21 protein-coding genes and 1 tRNA gene are annotated in these 19,852 nt (G+C 70.8%); 16 read left to right on the top strand and 6 right to left on the bottom strand.

Features of this window, described 5'->3' with window-relative positions; all coding sequences use genetic code 11:
- The first annotated feature begins 19 nt into the window (after window positions 1–19).
- The gene (locus KF840_22460; GenBank protein ID MBX3027671.1) at window positions 20–865 is read left to right on the top strand and encodes a sigma-54-dependent Fis family transcriptional regulator; all 846 of its coding nucleotides are present in this window, start codon (window positions 20–22) and stop codon (window positions 863–865) included.
- Window positions 866–884: 19 nt separating this feature from the next.
- Here KF840_22460 and KF840_22455 read toward each other — a convergent pair whose 3' ends face one another.
- Window positions 885–1,226: a phage holin family protein gene (locus tag KF840_22455; GenBank protein ID MBX3027670.1), complete on the bottom strand. Its 342-nt coding sequence runs from the start codon at window positions 1,224–1,226 to the stop codon at window positions 885–887.
- A gap of 294 nt (window positions 1,227–1,520) precedes the next feature.
- Here KF840_22455 and KF840_22450 point away from each other — a divergent pair, with 294 nt between their 5' ends.
- The 12 genes from KF840_22450 (at window position 1,521) to KF840_22395 (ending at window position 12,064) form a co-directional block, all read left to right on the top strand.
- Window positions 1,521–1,934, top strand: coding sequence for a hypothetical protein (locus tag KF840_22450; GenBank protein ID MBX3027669.1), 414 nt, complete (start codon window positions 1,521–1,523; stop codon window positions 1,932–1,934).
- A gap of 388 nt (window positions 1,935–2,322) precedes the next feature.
- Window positions 2,323–3,150, top strand: a complete 828-nt coding sequence (locus KF840_22445; GenBank protein ID MBX3027668.1) for a hypothetical protein — start codon at window positions 2,323–2,325, stop codon at window positions 3,148–3,150.
- A gap of 245 nt (window positions 3,151–3,395) precedes the next feature.
- The gene (locus tag KF840_22440) at window positions 3,396–5,036 is read left to right on the top strand and encodes a DEAD/DEAH box helicase (protein MBX3027667.1); all 1,641 of its coding nucleotides are present in this window, start codon (window positions 3,396–3,398) and stop codon (window positions 5,034–5,036) included.
- On the top strand, window positions 5,033–5,944 hold the full coding sequence (locus tag KF840_22435) for a bifunctional DNA primase/polymerase (GenBank protein MBX3027666.1): 912 nt from the start codon (window positions 5,033–5,035) through the stop codon (window positions 5,942–5,944). Before KF840_22440 ends, KF840_22435 begins: the two co-directional genes overlap by 4 nt.
- Entirely contained in the window at window positions 5,941–7,353 is a 1,413-nt protein-coding gene (locus tag KF840_22430) for a hypothetical protein (protein MBX3027665.1), read from the top strand. The genes KF840_22435 and KF840_22430 overlap by 4 nt, the downstream gene beginning before the upstream one ends.
- Before the next feature lie 256 nt (window positions 7,354–7,609).
- Entirely contained in the window at window positions 7,610–8,038 is a 429-nt protein-coding gene (locus KF840_22425; protein ID MBX3027664.1) for a helix-turn-helix domain-containing protein, read from the top strand.
- A 13-nt stretch (window positions 8,039–8,051) separates the two neighbouring features.
- On the top strand, window positions 8,052–8,549 hold the full coding sequence (locus KF840_22420) for a hypothetical protein (protein ID MBX3027663.1): 498 nt from the start codon (window positions 8,052–8,054) through the stop codon (window positions 8,547–8,549).
- On the top strand, window positions 8,546–8,983 hold the full coding sequence (locus KF840_22415) for a hypothetical protein (GenBank protein ID MBX3027662.1): 438 nt from the start codon (window positions 8,546–8,548) through the stop codon (window positions 8,981–8,983). Before KF840_22420 ends, KF840_22415 begins: the two co-directional genes overlap by 4 nt.
- Window positions 8,980–9,255, top strand: coding sequence for a hypothetical protein (locus KF840_22410; protein ID MBX3027661.1), 276 nt, complete (start codon window positions 8,980–8,982; stop codon window positions 9,253–9,255). Before KF840_22415 ends, KF840_22410 begins: the two co-directional genes overlap by 4 nt.
- Window positions 9,256–9,409: 154 nt before the next feature.
- Window positions 9,410–10,867, top strand: coding sequence for a hypothetical protein (locus KF840_22405; protein MBX3027660.1), 1,458 nt, complete (start codon window positions 9,410–9,412; stop codon window positions 10,865–10,867).
- A gap of 58 nt (window positions 10,868–10,925) precedes the next feature.
- On the top strand, window positions 10,926–11,162 hold the full coding sequence (locus KF840_22400) for a hypothetical protein (GenBank protein MBX3027659.1): 237 nt from the start codon (window positions 10,926–10,928) through the stop codon (window positions 11,160–11,162).
- Complete coding sequence (locus KF840_22395) at window positions 11,159–12,064, top strand: hypothetical protein (protein MBX3027658.1); 906 nt, start codon at window positions 11,159–11,161, stop codon at window positions 12,062–12,064. Before KF840_22400 ends, KF840_22395 begins: the two co-directional genes overlap by 4 nt.
- A gap of 233 nt (window positions 12,065–12,297) precedes the next feature.
- Here KF840_22395 and KF840_22390 read toward each other — a convergent pair whose 3' ends face one another.
- A complete protein-coding gene (locus KF840_22390) occupies window positions 12,298–12,456 on the bottom strand; it encodes a hypothetical protein (GenBank protein ID MBX3027657.1) in 159 nt (52 codons plus the stop codon).
- A 183-nt stretch (window positions 12,457–12,639) separates the two neighbouring features.
- Here KF840_22390 and KF840_22385 point away from each other — a divergent pair, with 183 nt between their 5' ends.
- Together KF840_22385 and KF840_22380 are read left to right on the top strand one after the other, a co-directional pair.
- The gene (locus tag KF840_22385) at window positions 12,640–13,146 is read left to right on the top strand and encodes a helix-turn-helix domain-containing protein (protein MBX3027656.1); all 507 of its coding nucleotides are present in this window, start codon (window positions 12,640–12,642) and stop codon (window positions 13,144–13,146) included.
- 19 nt (window positions 13,147–13,165) lie between these two features.
- Window positions 13,166–14,329: a site-specific integrase gene (locus KF840_22380; protein ID MBX3027655.1), complete on the top strand. Its 1,164-nt coding sequence runs from the start codon at window positions 13,166–13,168 to the stop codon at window positions 14,327–14,329.
- Window positions 14,330–14,410: 81 nt separating this feature from the next.
- Here KF840_22380 and KF840_22375 read toward each other — a convergent pair.
- From KF840_22375 to KF840_22365, 3 genes are all read right to left on the bottom strand, one after another.
- Window positions 14,411–14,484, bottom strand: a tRNA-Arg gene (locus KF840_22375).
- Between the two features lie 138 nt (window positions 14,485–14,622).
- The gene (locus tag KF840_22370) at window positions 14,623–15,174 is read right to left on the bottom strand and encodes an OmpA family protein (protein MBX3027654.1); all 552 of its coding nucleotides are present in this window, start codon (window positions 15,172–15,174) and stop codon (window positions 14,623–14,625) included.
- Window positions 15,175–15,771: 597 nt separating this feature from the next.
- Complete coding sequence (locus KF840_22365; protein MBX3027653.1) at window positions 15,772–17,541, bottom strand: S8 family serine peptidase; 1,770 nt, start codon at window positions 17,539–17,541, stop codon at window positions 15,772–15,774.
- A 301-nt stretch (window positions 17,542–17,842) separates the two neighbouring features.
- On the opposite strand from KF840_22365, the gene KF840_22360 reads away from it, so the two are divergent.
- A complete protein-coding gene (locus KF840_22360) occupies window positions 17,843–19,000 on the top strand; it encodes a deoxyguanosinetriphosphate triphosphohydrolase (protein MBX3027652.1) in 1,158 nt (385 codons plus the stop codon).
- A gap of 122 nt (window positions 19,001–19,122) precedes the next feature.
- Here KF840_22360 and KF840_22355 read toward each other — a convergent pair whose 3' ends face one another.
- Window positions 19,123–19,782: a tetratricopeptide repeat protein gene (locus KF840_22355; protein ID MBX3027651.1), complete on the bottom strand. Its 660-nt coding sequence runs from the start codon at window positions 19,780–19,782 to the stop codon at window positions 19,123–19,125.
- Window positions 19,783–19,852 lie beyond the last annotated feature (70 nt).

Here is a 19,852-nt window from a genome sequence, read left to right as displayed (position 1 = left end):
GCAAGCGACACGAGCCCCCTTGCCGCCGGACGGCGCCCGGGCCCGAATTGGAGCGGGCACATCGCTTGCTCCCCTGACGGTGCCCATGCAGTCGACGCGAATCCTAGGAAGCCATCCGATCGTCCGGGCGCTCAGCCGCGCCGCCGCTCGGCTGGCCGAGAGCGGCGACGCGGTGGCGATCGTCGGCGAGCGTGGCAGCGGCAAGGAACTGTTCGCACGCTATCTGCACGCCGCCGCGGCGCGACCGGCCGAGCGCTTCGTGCGTATCGACTGCGCCGAGAATTCGCCGCAGCGGCTGGAGCAGGCATTGTTCGAACGCGAGGGCGGCTGGCGACGGGCCAGTGGCGGCAGCCTCCTGCTCGACGATCTGCCCCAGCTCGACCGCGAGCTCCAGCGACGTCTCCATGCCGAGCTCGCGGCGATCGATCGCCGCGAGCGGCCGCAGATACTCGCCTGTCTGGACCGCGAGCTCGCGCAGCACCGACGCGACCGCCGCCTGTGCGCTGACCTGCTCGACCTGCTGCAGCCCGTGGAGGTGGTGCTGCCGGCGCTGCGTCAACGGCGGGCGGACATCCCCGTGCTCGTGCAGCACTTCCTGCGCATCTACGCGGCGCGCAACGACGTGCGGGCCCCGGCGATCGAAACCGAGGCGCTCGTCGAGCTGTGGCAGTACGACTGGCCCGGCAACGTGCGCGAGTTGGAAAGCGTCGTCGAGCGCGTCGTCGTGCTCTGCAGCGGGAGCGTGATCCGCGCCAGCGACCTGCCTCCCGGTATCCGCGGCGACACGCGCGAGAGCCCCGGAACCCGCCGGCGCGCCGATTCCCTCCCGCGCGCCGACGCGCTGCACTTCCGCCAGAGTCTCTGACTGGCGGGCGCGCTGCCCGTCAGGCGAACGCGAGGCGGCGCAGCAGCAGGTGCACGAGCGCCAGGACGATCGCTGCCAGCAGCGCCGATCCGAAACTGGTGATGGCGAAGCCCTTCACCACCTGCGCCGCCAGCCAGAGCACGAAGGCATTGACGATGAACAGGAACAGCCCGAGCGTGACGATGGTGAGCGGGAGAGTGACGATCTTCAACACCAGCCCGATGGTGGCGTTGAACAAGCCGATCACCAGCGCCGCCACCAGCGCCGTGCCGAAGCTCGCGATCTCGAATCCCGGCACGACCTTGGTAACGATCAGCAGGCACAACGCGCTCAGCACCCAGTTGAGCAGCAGATAGAGCATCCCGACTCCTCCCTGAATCGGACTCGCGGTTCGACTGATCGGCCGTCCCGGTCGCCGCGCTCACGCTTGGCGCAGCGCCCTCTAACACGCTGATTTCCGCTATGTCGATGGGGCGGGGGCGGGCGGGAGTAGACCCGGGAATTCCGTCCCGTCTCTCGCGGCGGCGGCAGCGACCACTGCGGTCTCCATCGCGCGGGGGGCAGCGGGCCACGGGGCTTCTCGCGACCGCGAGGCGCTGCTACCGACCCGACAGGCGCAGGCGGCGGAGGCGAGGCGCCGAGGAGGGAGGTGGTCATGGCCTTCAACATCCGGCGAGTCGAGTACTTCACCACGACGGTGCAGGATCGGCCGGGCGAAGCGTACAAGCTGCTGTCGCAGCTCGCCGATCTCGGGCTCAATCTGGTCGCCTTCACCGCCATGCCGGTGGGGCCGTTACGGGCCCAGCTCACGCTCTTCCCGGATGATCCGCTGCGCATGGAGGATGCGGCGCGCAAAGCTGGACTGGTCCTGGACGGCCCGCACCCGGCGCTGCTGGTACAGGGCGACGACGAGCTCGGCGCGCTCGCCAGGATCCACGCCCGGATCTTCGAGGCGAACGTCAACGTCTACGCCTGCAGCGGCGTCGCCGACGGCCGCGGCACCTTCGGCTACGTCATCTACGTCAAACCCGAAGACTACGAGCGCGCCGCCGCCGCCCTCGCCGTCTGAGCCACTGCCGCGGAACGCCCCGGGGCCGCGGATCGGGCACCAGCGATTGGTGCGCAACTGGAAGGTGAATGCCCCCGGCGCGATTCGAACGCACGGCCCCAGGATTAGGAATGCGGTCAAGTCATGAGGCTCGCCGCGCCGTGCGTCCGATACGTCGGAAGCCTCAGCGTTTTCGCGGACCGGCTGACGCACCGTGCGGTGTGGACGCACCGTGATGGAAACACGATGGAAACACGCCGTGCGCCTCTTTCTTCGCCGGGAATCGAGTTGGTAGCGTAGCCATAGCCATACCGCCGCCGGCTAGGTCGGCCACCGAACGGCGCAGACCCGAGCGCCCCGCCGGCGGCGGTGCAACAGTAGATCGGGTCCCACGAACGGGTGGTGGATGATGGCGACACGCACGACGCGGAAGCCGGGGGCAACGCCGCCGGCGAAGGAATCGCGACAGGATCCGTTCCGCGCCGTCATCCTCGACGAGGTGCGACGGCGCCTGATGGCGGAGTCGACCTGGAACCGCGACGGCACACCGCGCCAGCGAGACGCCGAGACGTATAGAGCGACGGCGCAGCGACGGCGGGTTACGGCGGTAGCACTCTGCGCGGTAATCGCGGCTGAGGCGGCCATTGAGCGCGCCCGGCGTCCCGGCGAGAGCGATACCGACGTGCGCGAGCGACAGAAGGAACTCGACCGCACGTATAGAGCGGCCTGGAAACGCCTGCACGCCACGGGCGGGCACCCCGACTGGTCCGGCGACATGATGCACGGGCTGCTCACCATGACGGCCGACGACCAATCGGAGCGCGCAATCATCGACCGGTGGCTCGGCGAGCAAGCGCTCTACATCGTCGGCGACGCGGAGGCGCGGCGGAAAGTGGTGGCAGACCGCACGAAAATACGGACTCAAAATAGCGCCGCCGGCCGTGCGGGCAAAGGGAAACCCAAGCAGCCACACACAGTGCTCTTTCGTCGCGTGTGGGCGGCGACCCAACCGCAGACATGGAAGGGGTTCCTAAAGGTGCTCGGCGACCCGGACACCGTCGAGGATGCGTTGGCCCTGATGGACGGCAACCTCCTACCGCTCGCTACCGAAGTCGACGTGGACCGCGAGGCGCGGACCATCACCGTGGAATACACGGAGGCCGCGCGCGGCGGTGCGCGGCGCGTGATCCTGCAATTTGCGTCCGTGCGGAAGGCCCTGAAGGTCGCGCAGAAGTAGCGCGCGACGAATACGCCGTATCAGTCATCTGCGCCGCCTACCATGCGGCGCATGACGACACCCGCACTGCCATCGGCGCTCCGTCGGTCCCGCAACCCGGCCCTCCGCGCGCTCCTGCGCGCCTGGTCGCGCTCCGTCGCCCGCGAGCGGGCGGAGCGCGCCCTACGGAAGGACCTCGAACAGTTCTTTGTCGAGGCGCATCAGCTCCTCGAGCCGCCGCGACATCAGCGACGGAACGACGCCACATGAGCGCGGGAATCGCGCTGCGCCCCTACCAACGGGATGCGCTCGCGGCGATCGGCGCCGCGGCGCTCCGCGGTATCCGCCGTGCGGCAATCCAAATCCCGACCGGCGGCGGCAAGACGGTCACGTTTGGTCATTTGGTCGCCGAGCATGTCCGACGCGGCGACCGGGCGCTGGTGCTCGCGCACCGCGAGGAGCTGATCGACCAGGCCGCCGCGACGATCGGCTATGTGCTCGGCGATGCCCGCGCCATCGGCATCGTCCGCGCCGACCACAACACGCCTGACGCCGCCGTGATCGTCGGCAGCGTCCCGACGCTGCGGCAGCCGCGCCGGCTCGAGCAGATCGGCGCCGCCGGCCGTTTTTCGCTCGTCGTGGTGGACGAAGCGCACCACAGCGCCGCGCAGAGCTACCAGACGGTGCTCGCCGGCGTCGGGGCGCTCGACGATGGGGCCGACGCGCCGCAGCTCCTCGGCGTGTCCGCCACGCTGACACGCGCCGACGGGCGCGGCCTGGCGCCGACGTATCAGGAGATCGTGTATCAGACCTCGCTGATCGAGCTGATCCGCCAGGGCTACCTGTGCGACTTCCGCGGGCTGCAGATTGCGCTGGCGGTCGACCTCGCCAGCCTACCGCGCGTCGATGGCGACTACGCGCAAGGGGCGCTCGGCGAGGCGCTGAGCGGCGCCGACGCGCCGGTACACATCGCCACCGCACTGGCCGAGCACGCATCGGGCCGCGTCTCGCTGGTGTTCGCGCCGACGATCGCGGTGGCCGAGGCAACCGTCGATGCGTGCCGGGGGCGCGGACTGCACGCCGCGCTGGTTACGGGCGCCACCCCTACCGACGAGCGGGCCGCACTGTTCGCGGCGGTGCGCGCCGGCGAGCTGCCCGTGCTGGTCAACGTCGGCGTCGCCACGGAAGGCGTCGACCTTCCGCGCGTGGATTGCGTCTGCATCGCCCGTCCGACGCGCAGCCCCGTGCTCTATCAGCAGATGCTCGGGCGCGGCGCGCGGAAGCACCCGGCAAAGGCGGACTGCCTGGTACTCGATTGCGTCGGCGCGACAGGCACCCATGACCTGATGACGGCCGCCGTACTGTTCGAGACGCCGGCGGCGGCGCTGGCCGATGGCGTGCTCGCCGCAGACGCGGCCCAGGCCGCAGCACGGGAGGCAGCGGAGCAGGGACGGGCCGCGGCACTGACCGCGCGCGAGGTGGCGCTCTTCGCGCCGCGCGACAGTCGCATCGCCTGGCTGACGGTCGATGGCAGTTACGCCGTGTCGATGGGCGATGGCGTGGTGATCCTGTCGACCGAGGCGGACGGGACGGTCGACGTGCTGTGGCAATCACGAGAGACGCGGACCGTCGAAACCGTGCATCGCGCCGTGCCGTCGCTCGAGCTGGCACAGGGCGTCGCGGAGGAGCTGCTGCGCGCCGACCCGGCACGCTGGCGCATCGCCCGGGCGGATGCGCGCTGGCGCAGCCAACCTGCCAGCGATGGGCAACGCGCGGCGCTACGTGCGGGCTACGTGCCGGGCATGAGCAAGGGCGCCGCGGCCGATGCGCTCACCCGCCGACAGGTGCGCCGCATCGTCGCCGGCCGCGGCTGGCAGTCGACAGCAGCACGAACGGTGGCCGGATGATGACGCCGGGGACGGATACGCCGTATGTGGGCGCGGCGCCACGTACACCGCCGCTCATGACGCCGCCACAACAGACGCCGCGCGGCCTGCGCGCCGCACAGTGGTACATCGCGCACTGGCACACGCGCGTGGTGCCGATGCGGCCGGGCACACGCTGGACCTGCATCGGGCCGACTGGTGTTGGCCACCAGCGGGCGAGCGATGACCTCGACCAACTAGACCGCTGGTGGCAGCGGTTTCCCGATGCCGACTGCGCGCTCCTCACCACCGATCGCCTGCTGATCCTCGACGCCGACCGCAAACACGGCGTCGACGGCTGCGACACACTCCACGACCTGGAACAGCGCTACGGCCCGCTACCGGATGCGCCAACGGTCACGACCCCGCACCACGGCGAGCACCGATACTTCCAGGCGCCCGGCGGGATTCGCAATTCGGTCGCCAAGCTGGGTGCCGGTGTCGACATCCGCGGCGACAACAGCCTGGTCTTTCCGCCGCCCTGCCGCGGCTACGCCTACTTGATCGGCTACTCGGCCGCCGACCTCCCGTTGCCCGAGCTGCCGCCGCTCTGGGTCGCGGCGATTCGCCACCTCGACGAGCTCCGCGGCGAGCACGGCGACCCGTTCCGGCTGCCGGACACGATCGGCAAGGGCGAGCGCAACGACACGCTGTTCCGCTACGCGGCGTCGATGCGGGCGCGGAAGGTGGAGTGGAAGCTGCTCTGCGCGTCCGTCCACACCGCGAACACGGAACGCTGCGACAAGCCGCTGGGGAAACGCGAAGTCAACGCCATCTTGGCCAGCGTCGAATCCTACGATGCCGGGTCAGGGCAGCGGACACATACGCCGTATCCGGCACGCACGGCCGGTACGGTGCGCCGCATGACAGCCCAGGATGCGCCCCGATGAGCCGCGGGAAGATCGTAGACCTCTTCGGCGCGAGCGATCTACCCAACCCCGCTGCCATCCGCGACGCCAAGTGGCGCACCACCGACGTCGCCAACGCCGAGGCGTTCATCGACGCGCACGCCGACACGCTGCGCTACGCGCACCGCGGCGCCGGCTGGCACGTCTGGACGGAGGGACGCTGGCAGCCCGATGCTACGGCCGCGACGATGGCGCTGGCGACCACCACCATCGCGCAGTGGTGGGCCGAGGTGGGCGCCGCTGGCTCGCCCGAGGAGCGGGCCATCCTGGCGCAACACTTCCTTGCGTCCGGCAAGCGCAACCGGCTGGAGGCGATGTTGGCGCTCGCCGCTGCCGATCGGCGCGTGGCGCTCCCGCCCGACGCCTTCGATCGCGACCCGTGGTTGCTGACCTGCGAGAACGGCACCGTCGACCTCCGCACTGGCGAGCTGCGCCCGCACCGCCGCGAGGACCTCATCAGCCGCCGCACGCCAGTCGCCTATGACCCGGACGCGACCTGTCCACGGTTCATGGAGTTCTTGACGCTGACCTTCGACAACACGGCGCTGATCGACTTCCTGCAGCGCGCCGCCGGCTACAGCGCCACGGGGTCGGTCCGCGAGCAGTGCTTGCTGTTCTTGTGGGGCAGCGGCGCAAACGGCAAGTCGACCTTCCTGTCGCTGCTCCATGCCGCACTCGGCGACTACGCCCGCACCGCCGCCCCGTCGCTGTTGATGGCGACCAAGCACGACGCGCACCCGACCGAGATCGCCGACTTGATGGGCGCCCGCCTGGTCTCGGCCATCGAGACCGAGCAGGGTCGCGGGCTGGCCGAAACGAAGGTCAAGTGGCTCACCGGCGGCGACCAGTTGAAGGCGCGGTACATGCGGCAGGACTTCTTCGAGTTCGCGCCGACGCACACGTTCTGGCTGGCGGGGAATCACAAGCCCGACGTCCGCGGCACCGACCCCGCCATCTGGCGCCGCATCCATCTGGTGCCCTTCGTCGTCAACCTCGAGGAGCGGCTGCAGACCAATCTGGTCCGCGACTTCGCCGCCTCGCTCACCGACGAGCTGCCCGGCATCCTCCGTTGGATCATCGACGGCGCCATCGCCTGGTACGCCGACGGCCTGCGCCCGCCCGAGATCGTCCGCGCCGCCACCGCCGCCTACCGCGCCGAGATGGACGCTGTCGGGCAGTGGGTCGACGAGTACTGCGAGCGCGACCCGCGAGCACGCACGCCGTTCAAGGTGCTGTTCGATGCCTACGTCGCCGAGCTGAGGCACGACGCGCTCAAGAAGCGCGACTTCGGCGACGAGCTGCACCGGCTCGGCATCCACGCCGAGAAGATCGGTGGCGTCCGGTTTCGCGTCGGTGTTCGGCTGCGAGCGGCAGCCCAAGAACAGGAATGACGGCCCAAATGACCCACCGCCAGGCCCAAGCAGGCTTATCAGGCTCTCCGTCCGTTTACCCGCATAGCGCGCGCGCGCGCGAGAGACATATGGACCGTGAGCCTGGTGAGCCTGGTCTGAGCCTGGGTCGGACCGGCGAGACAGATACGCCGTATCCGTCTGGGGTCGGCTGTAGGGGATGGGGCATGATGATTCCCCCCGCGACCGGCACCTCCGCCGCCGGCAATGCTTCACAGATTGCGCCCCGGGGCCGCCGATGACGCTCGAGGAGCTGCGCCGGACGCTGGATCGTGCCTGCGCCGAGCTGTCCGCGACCGATCGGGCCGCCGCCGTGGCTGCCCTCGCCGGCGCGCAGGTGCAGTTGGTCGCGGCGATGACCGCGCCAGCCGATGTGCCGCCATCGCGCACCGCCTTCGCGACCGCCGATGAGCTGGCCGCCGAGTTCCACTTGCCGGTGACGTGGTTCCGCGCGCAGGCGCGTGCTGGTCGGCTGCCGGCGCGGCGCTGCGGCAAGTACTGGCGCTTCGATCGCGGCGCCGTGCGCGCAGCGCTCGAGGCGGACCACAGGATGGGCAGTCCTGCGACCGCCGAAAAATCCAGCAACGGCGCGGGTCCGTTTCCATCTGTTTCCACCGAGACGCTGGGCAGGGGTACGGGATTTCAGGCGGTGATCCGCCATGGCTAGCCGCCCGGTGCCTATGCGCCGACGCGCCGGCACGCCGCCGAAACACGGCGCCCGCTCGCTCGCCCGCCACCTCGCCGCCGGCAGTCTCGACCAGCGGACCTGGATTGCTCGGGCGCTCGCCGAGCTGCGCCAGGACCTCGCCGCCGATGCCGGCGGCTACGACCGGCTGACAGCGCGTGAGCGCTTGCTGGTCGACCGCTGCGCCGCGGCGGCGCTCATCTGCTCGACCATCGAGGGGCATGTGTTCCAGGCCGACCGCCTGGTTGACGCGGCTGGCGAGCTGCTGCCGATCTTGCGCCGCGGCTACGTGACGCACGTTCAGTCGCTTTCGCGGATGCTGCAGGCGCTCGGCCTGCGCCCGGACCGCGCTGCCGACCTGCCGTCGCTCGACGCCTACCTGCGCGACCGCGCCACGACCGCTGCCGCGCCGGCCGAGGCGGCGCCGCCGGCCGAGGCGGCCGTGGTCGACGCCGAGGTGTCCGCCGACACCACAGGAGACGATCCCGCATGACCTGCATCGACCTATCCGCCCGGTATAGCCGCCGCTACCGCATCGTCTTCGAGCCGCAGGCCGCCGACTGGCCCGTCGCTGACCGCCCCTGGCTCGCTCGCATCGCCTGCCGGCATGGCTACGTCGGCGCCCAGGGCGGCGAGCGGCTGTTCGCGTGGACCGACCGGCCGCGCATCGGGGTGCATCTGCGGGCGCTGCCGTTCGTCGAGCGGGCGCTGGGCGACGCTGAGGTGCGCGTCGTCTTTCACGTCGACCACCTCGACGCCGTGCTGGCGATCCTGCGGCCGTACCGGCGCCGGCGACTGAGCGAGGAGCACCGGGCCGCGTTGGTTGCGGCCGGCACCGCCGCCCTCGCGCGCCACCGCGCGGCGGCCAACACTCAGAGCGACTTCCCGGCCCCAGGATCGCCGCAGGCGGGCGAGGACATCCGATGACCCGCGATCACCGCCGCTGGTCCTCCGCCGCCGACCGCCACGCCGCGCAGGCGCTCGGCGCCGCCATCGCCGCACAGGTGCGCGCCCGGCGCGAGGCGGCGCAGCGCGCCCTCGAGCTGGCTGGCGACGCCGACGCCGACCTCGACTCCTTCATTCCCGCCGACCCGCCGCCGTCGCACGTCACGGTGGTTTACGTCGACATCGACGGCGCCGAGGAGATCGCCGGCGTGTTCCCCGTGCCGGTGCCGCCGATTGGCGAGGACGGCGCATGAGCTGGCACGACGCGCCGCCCTGCCGGGACGTGCCGCCCGCTGCTGGCATCTGGCGTGCCCGCGCTGGTGTGTGGTGCGGCGTCGATGGGCATCCCCGTGTGATCGTCGACCGCGACGACGATCGGGCGCTCGATCGGGCGCTCGAGCGGTGGCGGTGCCCGACCTGCGGGAGGCCTGCCGCGTGACGCCGCTCGACTGGATGACCGACCCGCACCTGTGCGGGCGGACCTTCGGCGGCCCATCGTTCGCTGCTGCTCGGGCGTTGGTGGCGGCGATCTACGGGTTGCCGCTCGATGCCGAGGCGCTGGCGATCTACCGCGCCTGCTCGGGGCGCTCGGCGGCGCCGACCGTGCCGGCATCGCGGGCGATGGTGATCGCCGGCCGCGGCTCGGGCAAGACGCTGCTCGCCGCGTTCCTGATCGTCTATCTCGCCTGCTCGCGCGACTTCCGCCCCGTGCTCGGGCCGGGGGAGCTGGCGACGGCGATGCTCTTGTGTCCCGACCGCCGCCAGGCGCGGGTGGCGTTCCGCTACGTGCGCGGGCTCCTGCGCGCATCGCCCATGCTCGACCGGCTGGTCACCGCCGAGACCAGCGAGAGCCTGACGCTCTCGACGGGCTGTGTCATCGAGATTCACACCGCGTCCTTCCGCTCGACCCGCGGTTATTCGCTGGCCGGCGCGGTGATCGATGAGTGCGCGTTCTTGCCGACGGACGACGCCGCCAACCCGGACGCCGAGCTGGTGCGCGCGGTGACGCCGGGGCTGGCGCGTGTGCCGGGCTCGCTGCTGCTGTGCATCTCCTCGCCGTATGCGCGGCGTGGGGTGCTCTGGGACTGGTATCGCGCCCACCACGGCGTCGACGGCTCGCCGGTGCTGACGTGGCAGGCGCCGACCCGCCGCATGAACCCGACGATCGCGCAGACGGTGATCGACGAGGCGCACGCCGATGATCCCGCGGCGGCGCGGGCGGAGTGGGATGCGGAGTTCCGGGCCGACATCGAGGGGCTGATTGGCTGGACCGAGCTCGAGGGCTGCGTCGAGCAGGACCGGGTGCGCCGGCCGCCGATGGGGCACGCCTACGCCGCGGCCATCGACGCCGCGTCCGGCACCCAGGCGGGCGATTCGTTCACGGCCTGCGTCTACCATCGCGAGACGCGCCATGGGGCGCCGCTGATCGTGGTCGACGACCTGCTCGAGACTCGCCCCCCGTTTCAGGTGGCGGCGGCGGTCGAGCGCCTGCGCGACTTCCTGCGGCCGTATGGCGTCGGCGTCGTGTGGTCGGACCGGTACGCATCAGAGTTCCTCGTTGATGCGCTGCGTCGCGTCGGGCTCGGCGTGATGCCGACGCTGCACACGCGCTCGGAGGCATACGTACTCGCGTTGCCGTGGCTGGTCGGTGGGCGGGTCTCGTTGCCGGACCCGGCGCGCTCGGTGACTGCCGACCGGATGATGCGGCAGTTCAGTTTGCTCCAGCGGCGCACCACGTCACGCACCGGCCGCGATTCCGTCGACCATCCGCGGGGCGGCCATGACGACGTCGCCAACGTGGTGGCGCTCGCCATCGCGCACGGTGGCCGCGCCACCGGCAGTATCTCCCGCGTGCTCTGGGGCTGACCTTCATGCGCCATCGCTCGCGGGCGCCGAGACGCGAGCCACTACCGGAGGATTCGAGATGAAGAACACGATTACCAACGCCATCGCCGCCGCGCGTCGCAGTGGGGCGCGGCGATCGCCGGGCTTCACGCCGGCTGAGGCCGCCGCGCTTGTGCGGCCGCGGGCGCAGCGCACCGATGCCGTCGCCGCGCAGACGCGCGTGAGTCCGCCGCCGCCGGGGCGCGGCGCCGTCGACGTGGTCGACGGCCGGCTCGGCCCCCGCGGCAGTGCGGCGGGGAAGTGGGGTGCCCGATGATCGATCGCCGAGCACTCCAGCAGGCCGCGGCCGAGATCGCCACGACGCGCACCGCCATGATCGCCGCGCGGGATGCGTTGCAGATCGAGCGGGCCGCGATGGATGCCCCCGACATCGTCGCGGCCTACCAGGCGGACTACCGCGCCGGGCGCAAGGCGCAGGCGCGCCGCGACGCCGTGAGGCGGGCGCGGCCGCTGGCGGACGCCGCGCTCAGTCGGGCGCAGGCGCTGCAGGCCGAGCGGGCCGCGCTGTCCGACCCGTACCTGGCGGCGCTCCGCGCTCGCCCGGTCCCGGCGGTCAAGCCGTTCAACCGGCACGAGTTGGTTGACGGGCTCGCCGACTTCCAGGTCGATGCGGCGCGGCAGCACCATGAGCAGCGCCAGCAGGCGGCCGAGCTGGCGAACACGCTGACGCAGTTCACCGCCTTGCAGCGCGTGTCGCGGGCGAGCGCGCGGACGCTTACGCACCTCGTCGAGCAGGCCGCGGCCGACCGCAACCTGTGGCTGCTTGGCGTGCTGGCCGACGAGCTCGACGGCCGCGCCGGCAAGGCGTACGCACCCGTGCGTCGGCGCGTCCACGAGGCGATCACGGCCACGCCGCTGCCGGCCGACCAGGCGGAGGTGCTCGAGGTGCTCGACGCCATCGCCGCCGACGCCGAGACCATCCGCCAGGTCTATGGCCAGATGGCGACCGGCGACGTCGACGACGTCGGCGCCGTGACCACCGCCGAGAAGCCGAGCGGGCCGGCGCTGGAGGCCGAGGGGCCGGGCAGCGGCATCCGCCACGCGCAGGAGCGGCTGGAGCGTCGCGCGCAGCGCCGGCGCGAGGCCGCCGTGCGGGCGCGCGAGGAGCTGGAGCGCGCGCCGCAGCCGGAGCCTACGGCGGCGGTGCCGGCGGCGTGATGATGCGGGAGGCGGTTGCGCGGCGGTGCCTGCGTGGGCTCACGGCCGTCGCGCGTGATCGGCCGGTGATGCAGGCTACTCGGCGTCCGCCCCTCCGGGGCCGGCAGCCATGACGGCCACCGTCCGTCTCGTCCCTGGCGGCGTCCGCGTGACGTGCGCCTGCGGCCTGGTGCTGCTCTACGCGCCGCGGGAGGTGCCGGGGCGGTGCCCGCGGTGTCGGGTGCGGTGGTGGGCTAGTCGATGAGCGAGGTCAGCAGCAGCATGAGCAGGATCATGCCCGCGCCCATCGCCAGATACGTCCAGTCCATGGCGGGCGCATCGCACCCGCCGGCCCGGCCGGCAATGGCTGCGCCGGATCGCTGCGCCGCAGCGAGTCTGTGGACGCGCGTCACCTGCTCGCAGCCGCGCTGCCGCTACATGCAGGAGCGGCCGGGGGCGCCGCTACCCGGCGACCTCGACGCGGGCTGCGCGCTCTGCGGGGCGGAGCTGGGGGCGGTGACGGTGTACCGGCTCAGCACCACGCATACGATAGGTATAGACGGCGCCGCCATACGTATGGTATAGCCGACCATCGTATGACGCCGTCTGCCCTTCGAGAGTATCGCCATCGCCGCGCGTTAACCCAGGTTGCCCTTGCGGCGGAGCTAGGCGTCGCCGCCAATACGGTAGCTCGATGGGAACGGGGCGTACTCGCCATGCCGGCGTGGTTGACGCAGTTTCTCGACCGCGAGGAGCGCGTCGCGGCAGAGCTGGCGTCCCTCCGGGCGCAGCTCGAGCGGCGCCTGGACGAGATCCGTGCTCTGCATCGCCGAGTCGAGACCATCGCGGGCGCGCGCGACGCCGCCCGCGAAAAGGTCAAACAACTACAATTCGACCTGCGCCTCGCCCGCATGGAGAAGCGCGCCAATCGCATGAACCGGGAACGGTTGTTCGAGATGTTCGGCGGGCGCGGACAGACGCCCAGCGTCGACAGTGAGGTGTACCGCCGCCTCGCCAAGAAGTACCACCCGGACCTCAATCCAGCGCACGCGGAAGTCATGAGCGACATCAACGAGCTGATGCAGTCGCTCAAGCGACGGTAACACCAAAGGAGGGGAGAGCATGGCAACGGTCCGACAGGTTCGCGGCAAGTGGTGCGCCGACTGGCGCGACGACACCGGCCGGCGCTTCATCAAGCCGTGCGCCGATGAGCCGGCTGCCTACGCCTACCTGGCGCAGGTGACGAGCCAGCTTCAGAAGGGCACCTTCTTAGCGCCTGACCAACTGCCGACCTTCAAGGCAGTGGCGGCGGACTGGCTGGCTGAGCGGGCCGAGCGCGTGAGCGTGGCGACCATCGCCGGCTACCAAGTTCACCTCGACCTGCACCTTGTGCCGATCCTCGGCGAGCACCGCATCGACCAGATCCGCGTGCGGCACCTGGAAGCCTTCTGCCGCAATCGGCTGGCGGCGAAGCTGGCGCCGCAGACGGTCAACAAGTTCCTGACCACCGCAGCCGACGTGTTCAACTATGCCGTCCGCCACGAGTACATCGACCGCAACCCGGTGGACGTCGTGCCGCGCTGCCGGCGCGTGGTCGCGGCGAAGTCCGTCAAGGCGCTCGCCGAGCTGGCAGCCGAGTTGGAGGACGGCGCGGTGGACCCGACCACAGTGCTGTCCGCCGAGCAGGCGCGCACCGTCATCGCACAGGCGACGCCGGGCATGTACCAGACCTTCCTGCACATGGCGGTGCTGACCGGCGGGCGGGTAGGGGAGCTGACCTCGCTCATCTGGGATGACATCGACTTGACCAAGGGCGAGGTGCGGATCGCGCGCAGCGTCACGTGGGCCCATCGGCGCGACGAGCCGGCCAGCGGGCCGACCTACAAGCCGCCCAAGACGAGCGCCGGCAAGCGCCGCATCCCGCTCCGCCCCGAATTGGTCGCCGCCCTGCGGCGCTGGAAGCTGGCATGTCCGCCGACCGCGGACGGATGGGTGTTCCCGTCAAGCGAGGGGACGCCCGTGCATCGCAGCACGCTTGCCCACAAGGCGCTGCACCCGGCCTGCGATGCCGCCGGCGTGAAGCGCGTGCGGCTGCACTCCCTGCGGCACACCTTCGCGTCGACGCTGCTCATGGCGGGCCGGGCGGACACGGAGGTGGCGGCGCTCTGTGGCCACAAGGACAGTTCTGTCACCCGTCGCGTCTACGCGCACTGGCTGCGCGCCGAGCACGATCCGTCGGCGCTGGCGAGCCTCGACGGCATCGCCGCCGACGCGGCCAAAGGCTGAGACCTTGCGACCCGGCGGCACCCGTGGAAACAGATGGAAACAATTTCGCGGGTGCCGCCGGCGCAAGTTGCTGATTTTACGTACCCCCGAGGCGCCTCGAACGCCTGACCCCAGGATTAGGAATCCTGTGCTCTATCCACCTGAGCTACGGGGGCTCACGCTGACTCGCCCGACTTACCGGAAGGCTCTCTGGCTGTCCATGCCGACCCGACCAGGGTGAAGAACCTCACCGGCGGCATCGAGGTCGCGTTGCACGAGGAACGCGCGATCCTCGAGTCGCCCGCGCGGTGCGATCAGCGCGGGCGCAGCAGCAGGGAGACGTTGCGGTTGTCGGCGCGACCCTGCGCCGTGTCGTTGGAGGCGACCGGGTGGTACTGGCCGTCCGATACCGCTCGCATCGCGGTCGGGTCGACGCCGCCAGCCTGCAGGTGACGGACCACCACTGCCGCACGCGCGCCGGCGAGCTCCCAGTTGGTCGGATAGCGGTCGGCCAGCCCGGGACCGATGGGCACGTTGTCGGTGCTGCCGACCACGTCCACGATGTACGCACTGGTGTTGAGCTGCGGCACGACCTTGTCCAGGGCGCGCGCACCCGCCTCGCTCAGCTCGACGCCCCCCTCACGGAAGAGCAGGTCATTCGACATCCGCACCCGGATGCCGTTCTCCAACTGGTCGATCTTGACCTGATCGGCGGCGATCTCCGAGCGCAGCGCGGACTCGATCGCCTCCTGCTGCTGCAGCATGTTGTTGTAAGTAGACTGGAACACGCACCCGGCGAGCAGCAACGCGGCAGCGCCGGCGCCGACCAGTGCCGCAGCATACGATCGGTGATCCCCTCGACGCATCATGTCTCCTCTCTCCATGGAGCGGCATCTGCCACATCCGCGCCCGGACGCAAAGCGCGCGAGCCCGCCGATGGGATGGCGCCGGCTCCCCGGTCCGGAAGGGAGACGGGAGGACGGCAGCGTCCCGGACGACCAGCCCAGGCCGCACAGACCCCCACGACACCGGGTTGCCGGACTCCTTCATGCGTGTACGATACGGCCACGAAGGAGGATCGACAGATGCGTCATTCCATACGCCGCCTGGTGATGGCTGCACTCGCCTGCGCGTTCGTCGCGACGGTGCTCGCGGCGCCGGTGCTCGCCTGCGACGGCAAGGCAGACAGCGACGCGCAGAGCGCAACCAGCGGCAAGTAGTACCCGCGGCCGACGAGGTGGGTGCTGTCCCACCCGTCGGCCGGCACTCGCGCTGCGCGTTGTGCTGACGACCAGAGGCATCCACTGCGCCGCTCGGCTTAGCGTCGCGGCGCAGCCAGGGCGGTCTGCCGGGCGCCCCCCACAGCGCCGCTGTGCCTTGGTTCGCGGGCCGCTGACAGGCGCCACCGTCCCCGGCAAAGGGGGTGACCGATCCGCCCCAGGCTCGGCACTGCGCCGACGAATCTACGGATAGAGCAGGGTGCTCCCCTTGGCGCGACACGGCAGGCTCTGGGAGAGCTGGATGCCGCCAACCGCGATCCCGAGATTCATGAGGGACTGGCGGGCGCTCATGCCGCTGAGGTTCGAGGCGCGGATCTTGAACGTGTAGAGCGGCTGGTCGGTGATGTCGCTCTTGGCCGTCAGGCGCACCGAGCCGGTGCTCGGCACGCTTGGCGACATGATGCCCTGCATCTTGCCGCTGCCGCTGACGTTGAATGAGCCGGCCTTGGCGACCGCCGAGAGGAGCGTTCCGTCGGCCGAGGTCAGGGTGACGACGACGTCGTCGGCGCTGGGGTTGAACGCCACGCCGGCTGGCAACGCGAACTTGCCACTCACCGAGACGCTCGACGGCTTGACCACCGTATGGGTGACCAGCAAGCCGGTGCCCGGGGTGAAGGACACCTTCTGGTTCTTGGTCTTCGCGACATTGTTGCTGGTGTCGTAGGCATAGGCGCGGAGCTTGTGATCGCCCGCTTCCAGGGTGCCGGCGTCGATGACGAAGGAGTAGGGCGGGGCGGTCATCGTGGCGTACCAGCGGTTGTCGACGAAGAGCTCGACGCGGCCGACGCCGACGTTGTCGTTGGCGGCGATGTCGACCGCCACCATGTTCGATTGCAGACTGCCCTTGGTCGGGCTGAGGATGCCGATGGTCGGCGGCGTGGTGTCGGGTGGTGGCGCGCCGACCTGGCCCGGCACCAGGGCGCCGTAGGCGTCGACCCGTCCCCAACCGAAATACGGATCCCACCCGCTCGCCCCGAGGTCGACCGCGCCGGCGCGCACGCGGGCGACCGCGTCGGCGCGGCTCAGCGCCGGGTTGGCGGCCAGGAGCAGCGCGAACACGCCGGAGCTGAACGCAGCCGCAGGCGAGGTGCCGGTCGAGGCGGCGTACCCGCCGGGGCTGGTGGTCACCACGTCGACACCCGGGGCCGAGATGCTCACCCAGGGACCGTAATTGGAGAAGCTCGGGTGTCCGTCGGCGTCATTGATCGCCGCCACGGCCACCGCGCCAGTCGACGCGGCGGGATAGCCGGGCGTGTCGGTGCCGAAGTTGCCCGCCGCCGCGACGACGATCACGTCGTGCGCCGCCGCGTAGTCGACCGCTGCCTGCAGGATGCTCGAGGGCGCGGTGCCGACCAGGCTCAGGTTGACGATGCGCGCGCCGTGATCGACGGCGTAGATGATGCCGTTGGCGACGGCGCTGTACGGGCCGTAGCCCTGGGCGTCGAGCGACTTGATCGGCAGGACCATCGCCCCCGGCGCGACGCCGCAGATGCCCTCACCGTTGTCGCACGCGGCGCCGACGATGCCGGACATGCGCGTGCCGTGACCGTTGTCGTCGTTGGGGTAGGGATCGTCGTTCAGGAAGTCGTAGCCGGGGAGCAACTGCCCCTGGAGATCCGGATGACTGGCATCGACGCCGGTGTCGACCACCGCCACCGTCACGCCAGCGCCGGACGAGAGCGCCCACGCCGCGGGCACGCCGCCGCGCGGCAGGCCCCACTGCGACTGGTAGTACGGATCGTCCGGCTCCGCGATCCGCACCTGCTGATCGCGCTCGACGCTCGAGAAGAGTCCCGATCGCCGCAGGCTGTCGGCCACTCCGAGCAGGGTCGCCGGATCGGCCTCGACGACGGTGCCCTCGACGCCATCCACGCTCTCGACCCGGCGCGCTCCGGCCGCGTTCAGCGCCCGTTGCAGCGCCTCGGGGTCCAGCCCGCCACGGCCTCGAAGCACGAGACGCCCCGGTACCGGCGGGGCCATGCCACTGGCCCCGCGGGCGACATCGGCCGCCGTCGAGACGAGGAGTAGAGAGAGACAGACGAGGACCTGCGCGCCGTGCCCACCGCGAAGTGCGACCATCACGGTTGGGCGCATTCAACAATCGGCATGCCAAGCGCCCAGCGATGCGGCGCCCGCCGAGATCAGCGGCCAGCGCCTGGCGCCGCGTCGACGCCTGCCGCTCGGCGTCCGAAAAATGTCGCTCCGCAGGAGGCCTCCACTGGTCGCTCCACATACCCCGTGGTAGACGCCGCCCATGCTGACACGCGCGGAGTTCGCGGAACTGGAGAACCGCCTCCTCGCGCCCTACGCCGTACGCAGCGCCGCCACGCGCGGTCGGGTCCACGCCGAGAGCGAACACCCGTTCCGCATGGCCTTCCAGCGCGATCGCGATCGGATCATCCACAGCACCGCGTTCCGCCGCCTGGAGTACAAGACCCAGGTCTTCGTGAACCACGAGGGCGACTACTACCGCACCCGTCTGACCCACACGATGGAAGCCGCCCAGATCACCCGCACCATCACCAAGTCGCTGCGCCTCAACGCCGACCTGGCGGAGGCGGTGGCGCTGGCGCACGACCTCGGACACACGCCCTTCGGCCACGCCGGCGAGCGCGTCCTCAATGATCTCATGACGGCGCACGGCGGCTTCGAACACAACGCCCAGAGCCTGCGAATCGTCGACGTGCTCGAGGAGCGCTACCCGGATTTCCCCGGGCTCAACCTGACCTGGGAGGTGCGCGAGGGCATCGTCAAGCACACCCCCCCGTACGACAAGCCGCTGGCCGCCGCCTTCGAGCCCGGGCGCGGACCTTGCCTCGAGGCCCAGCTCGTCGACTACACGGACGAGATCGCCTACAACAGCCACGACATCGATGACGGGCTGAAATCCGGCCTCCTGACCTTCGAGCAACTCGACGGGGTAGGGCTCTGGCGCGACGCGTACCGCGCCGTTCGCGACCGCTCGCCGCACGCCAGCCAACGCATCTGGCGCTACCAGGCCATCCGGCTGATCATCGACCGCTTCGTCACCGACCTCATCGAGACCCTGGAACGCCGGCTCGCCGCGGCCGGCGCCGAGACGCTCGACGACGTTCGCGCCCACGGCGAGCCGCTGGTGGGACACAGCCCGGAGGTCGAAACCCAGCGTCAGGAGCTCAAGGCATTCCTGATGGACAACCTGTACCGCCACTACAAGGTCATCCGGATGTTCGAGAAGGCGAAGCGCGTCATGCGCGAGCTCTTCGGCGCCTACATGAGCGAGCCGCAGCAACTGCCCCCGCACATCCTCGAGCGCCACGCCCGGGTCGGCGATCCGCTGCCGCGGATCATCGCCGACTACATCGCCGGCATGACCGACCGGTTCGCGCTCGAAGAGCACCGGAAACTCTTCGATCCCGGGGAACGGGGGTAGCCGGCCCGGCAAGAGCCAACGGTGCCGCCTCGCCGGTCGCCTCGGTTCAACGTCTGATAAGATGGATTATGTGACCTGAGCCGGCTGACGTCCCTGGAATGGCTCGCCGCCGCCCGAGGCGATCAGGACGCCGAGATCTTGCTCGTCAGGACCTCGCGGCCCGGTAGATCCGGGAACTGCTCGTAGGCCTGGCGATACAGCGTACGCGCCTTTTCCTTGTCGCCGGCGAGCTCGGTGGTACGGGCTTCAGCGACGATCGCCGTGCCGGTGTACGGGCCGGCGATGGCCGCTGCGGCGCGGTACTTGGTGGCGGCGTCCGCCCACTGCTCCTTGTCCTCGAGGGCCGTGCCCCAGGCGAGCAGCATCTGCTGCTGCAGGTAGGCCGGCAGGCTCGACGATGGGATGCTGGCGAGAGCGCTGAGCGCCTTGTCCGGGTCACCCAGGCGTAACGCGGTGTTCGCGGCCATCAGGGTCGCGATGCGCGCGACCTCGGTCCCGGACCAGCGTTCGGTGACGGTGTTCAGGTCCGTGATGGCGCCGGCGAGGTCATTGCTCTGGATCTTCGCCACCGCCTGCGCCAGGTCAGCGTTGGCGTCCCGGCGCTGCGCGCTGCGGTAGGCGGTGGCGATCCCCAGAGCGGCTATCAGGACAGCGACGGCGATGGCGCTCCAGATGACCGTCTGCTGGTGCGCCCGCCCCCAGGCCATGGCCTGGTTGGTCAGGGTGATGAACTCGTCTGGTTGCTTCGCTTCCTTGTGCGACAGGCGCGCCTTCTCCGCCACGATCGTCTCCCCTCCGCGGACTTTCGGGCGTCGCGCGCCGCACGGGCGACGAACGCGATCCCGGAATAGG

The organism is bacterium, from assembly GCA_019637795.1.
In the GTDB taxonomy this organism is placed as follows: Bacteria; Desulfobacterota; Binatia; order HRBIN30; family CADEER01; genus JAHBUY01.
The sequence above is the reverse complement of the archived record's forward strand: the minus strand, read 5'-3'. Positions and strand labels throughout refer to the sequence as shown.

Bases quoted from the DNA above. Each gene is read 5' to 3' on its own strand.
- KF840_22455 (MBX3027670.1), bottom strand. From the start codon at position 1,226: ATGCTCTATCTGCTGCTCAACTGGGTGCTGAGCGCGTTGTGCCTGCTG.
- KF840_22450 (MBX3027669.1), top strand. From the start codon at position 1,521: ATGGCCTTCAACATCCGGCGAGTCGAGTACTTCACCACGACGGTGCAG.
- KF840_22445 (MBX3027668.1), top strand. From the start codon at position 2,323: ATGGCGACACGCACGACGCGGAAGCCGGGGGCAACGCCGCCGGCGAAG.
- KF840_22440 (MBX3027667.1), top strand. From the start codon at position 3,396: ATGAGCGCGGGAATCGCGCTGCGCCCCTACCAACGGGATGCGCTCGCG.
- KF840_22435 (MBX3027666.1), top strand. From the start codon at position 5,033: ATGATGACGCCGGGGACGGATACGCCGTATGTGGGCGCGGCGCCACGT.
- KF840_22430 (MBX3027665.1), top strand. From the start codon at position 5,941: ATGAGCCGCGGGAAGATCGTAGACCTCTTCGGCGCGAGCGATCTACCC.
- KF840_22425 (MBX3027664.1), top strand. From the start codon at position 7,610: ATGACGCTCGAGGAGCTGCGCCGGACGCTGGATCGTGCCTGCGCCGAG.
- KF840_22420 (MBX3027663.1), top strand. From the start codon at position 8,052: ATGCGCCGACGCGCCGGCACGCCGCCGAAACACGGCGCCCGCTCGCTC.
- KF840_22415 (MBX3027662.1), top strand. From the start codon at position 8,546: ATGACCTGCATCGACCTATCCGCCCGGTATAGCCGCCGCTACCGCATC.
- KF840_22410 (MBX3027661.1), top strand. From the start codon at position 8,980: ATGACCCGCGATCACCGCCGCTGGTCCTCCGCCGCCGACCGCCACGCC.
- KF840_22400 (MBX3027659.1), top strand. From the start codon at position 10,926: ATGAAGAACACGATTACCAACGCCATCGCCGCCGCGCGTCGCAGTGGG.
- KF840_22395 (MBX3027658.1), top strand. From the start codon at position 11,159: ATGATCGATCGCCGAGCACTCCAGCAGGCCGCGGCCGAGATCGCCACG.
- KF840_22385 (MBX3027656.1), top strand. From the start codon at position 12,640: ATGACGCCGTCTGCCCTTCGAGAGTATCGCCATCGCCGCGCGTTAACC.
- KF840_22380 (MBX3027655.1), top strand. From the start codon at position 13,166: ATGGCAACGGTCCGACAGGTTCGCGGCAAGTGGTGCGCCGACTGGCGC.
- KF840_22370 (MBX3027654.1), bottom strand. From the start codon at position 15,174: ATGCGTCGAGGGGATCACCGATCGTATGCTGCGGCACTGGTCGGCGCC.
- KF840_22360 (MBX3027652.1), top strand. From the start codon at position 17,843: ATGCTGACACGCGCGGAGTTCGCGGAACTGGAGAACCGCCTCCTCGCG.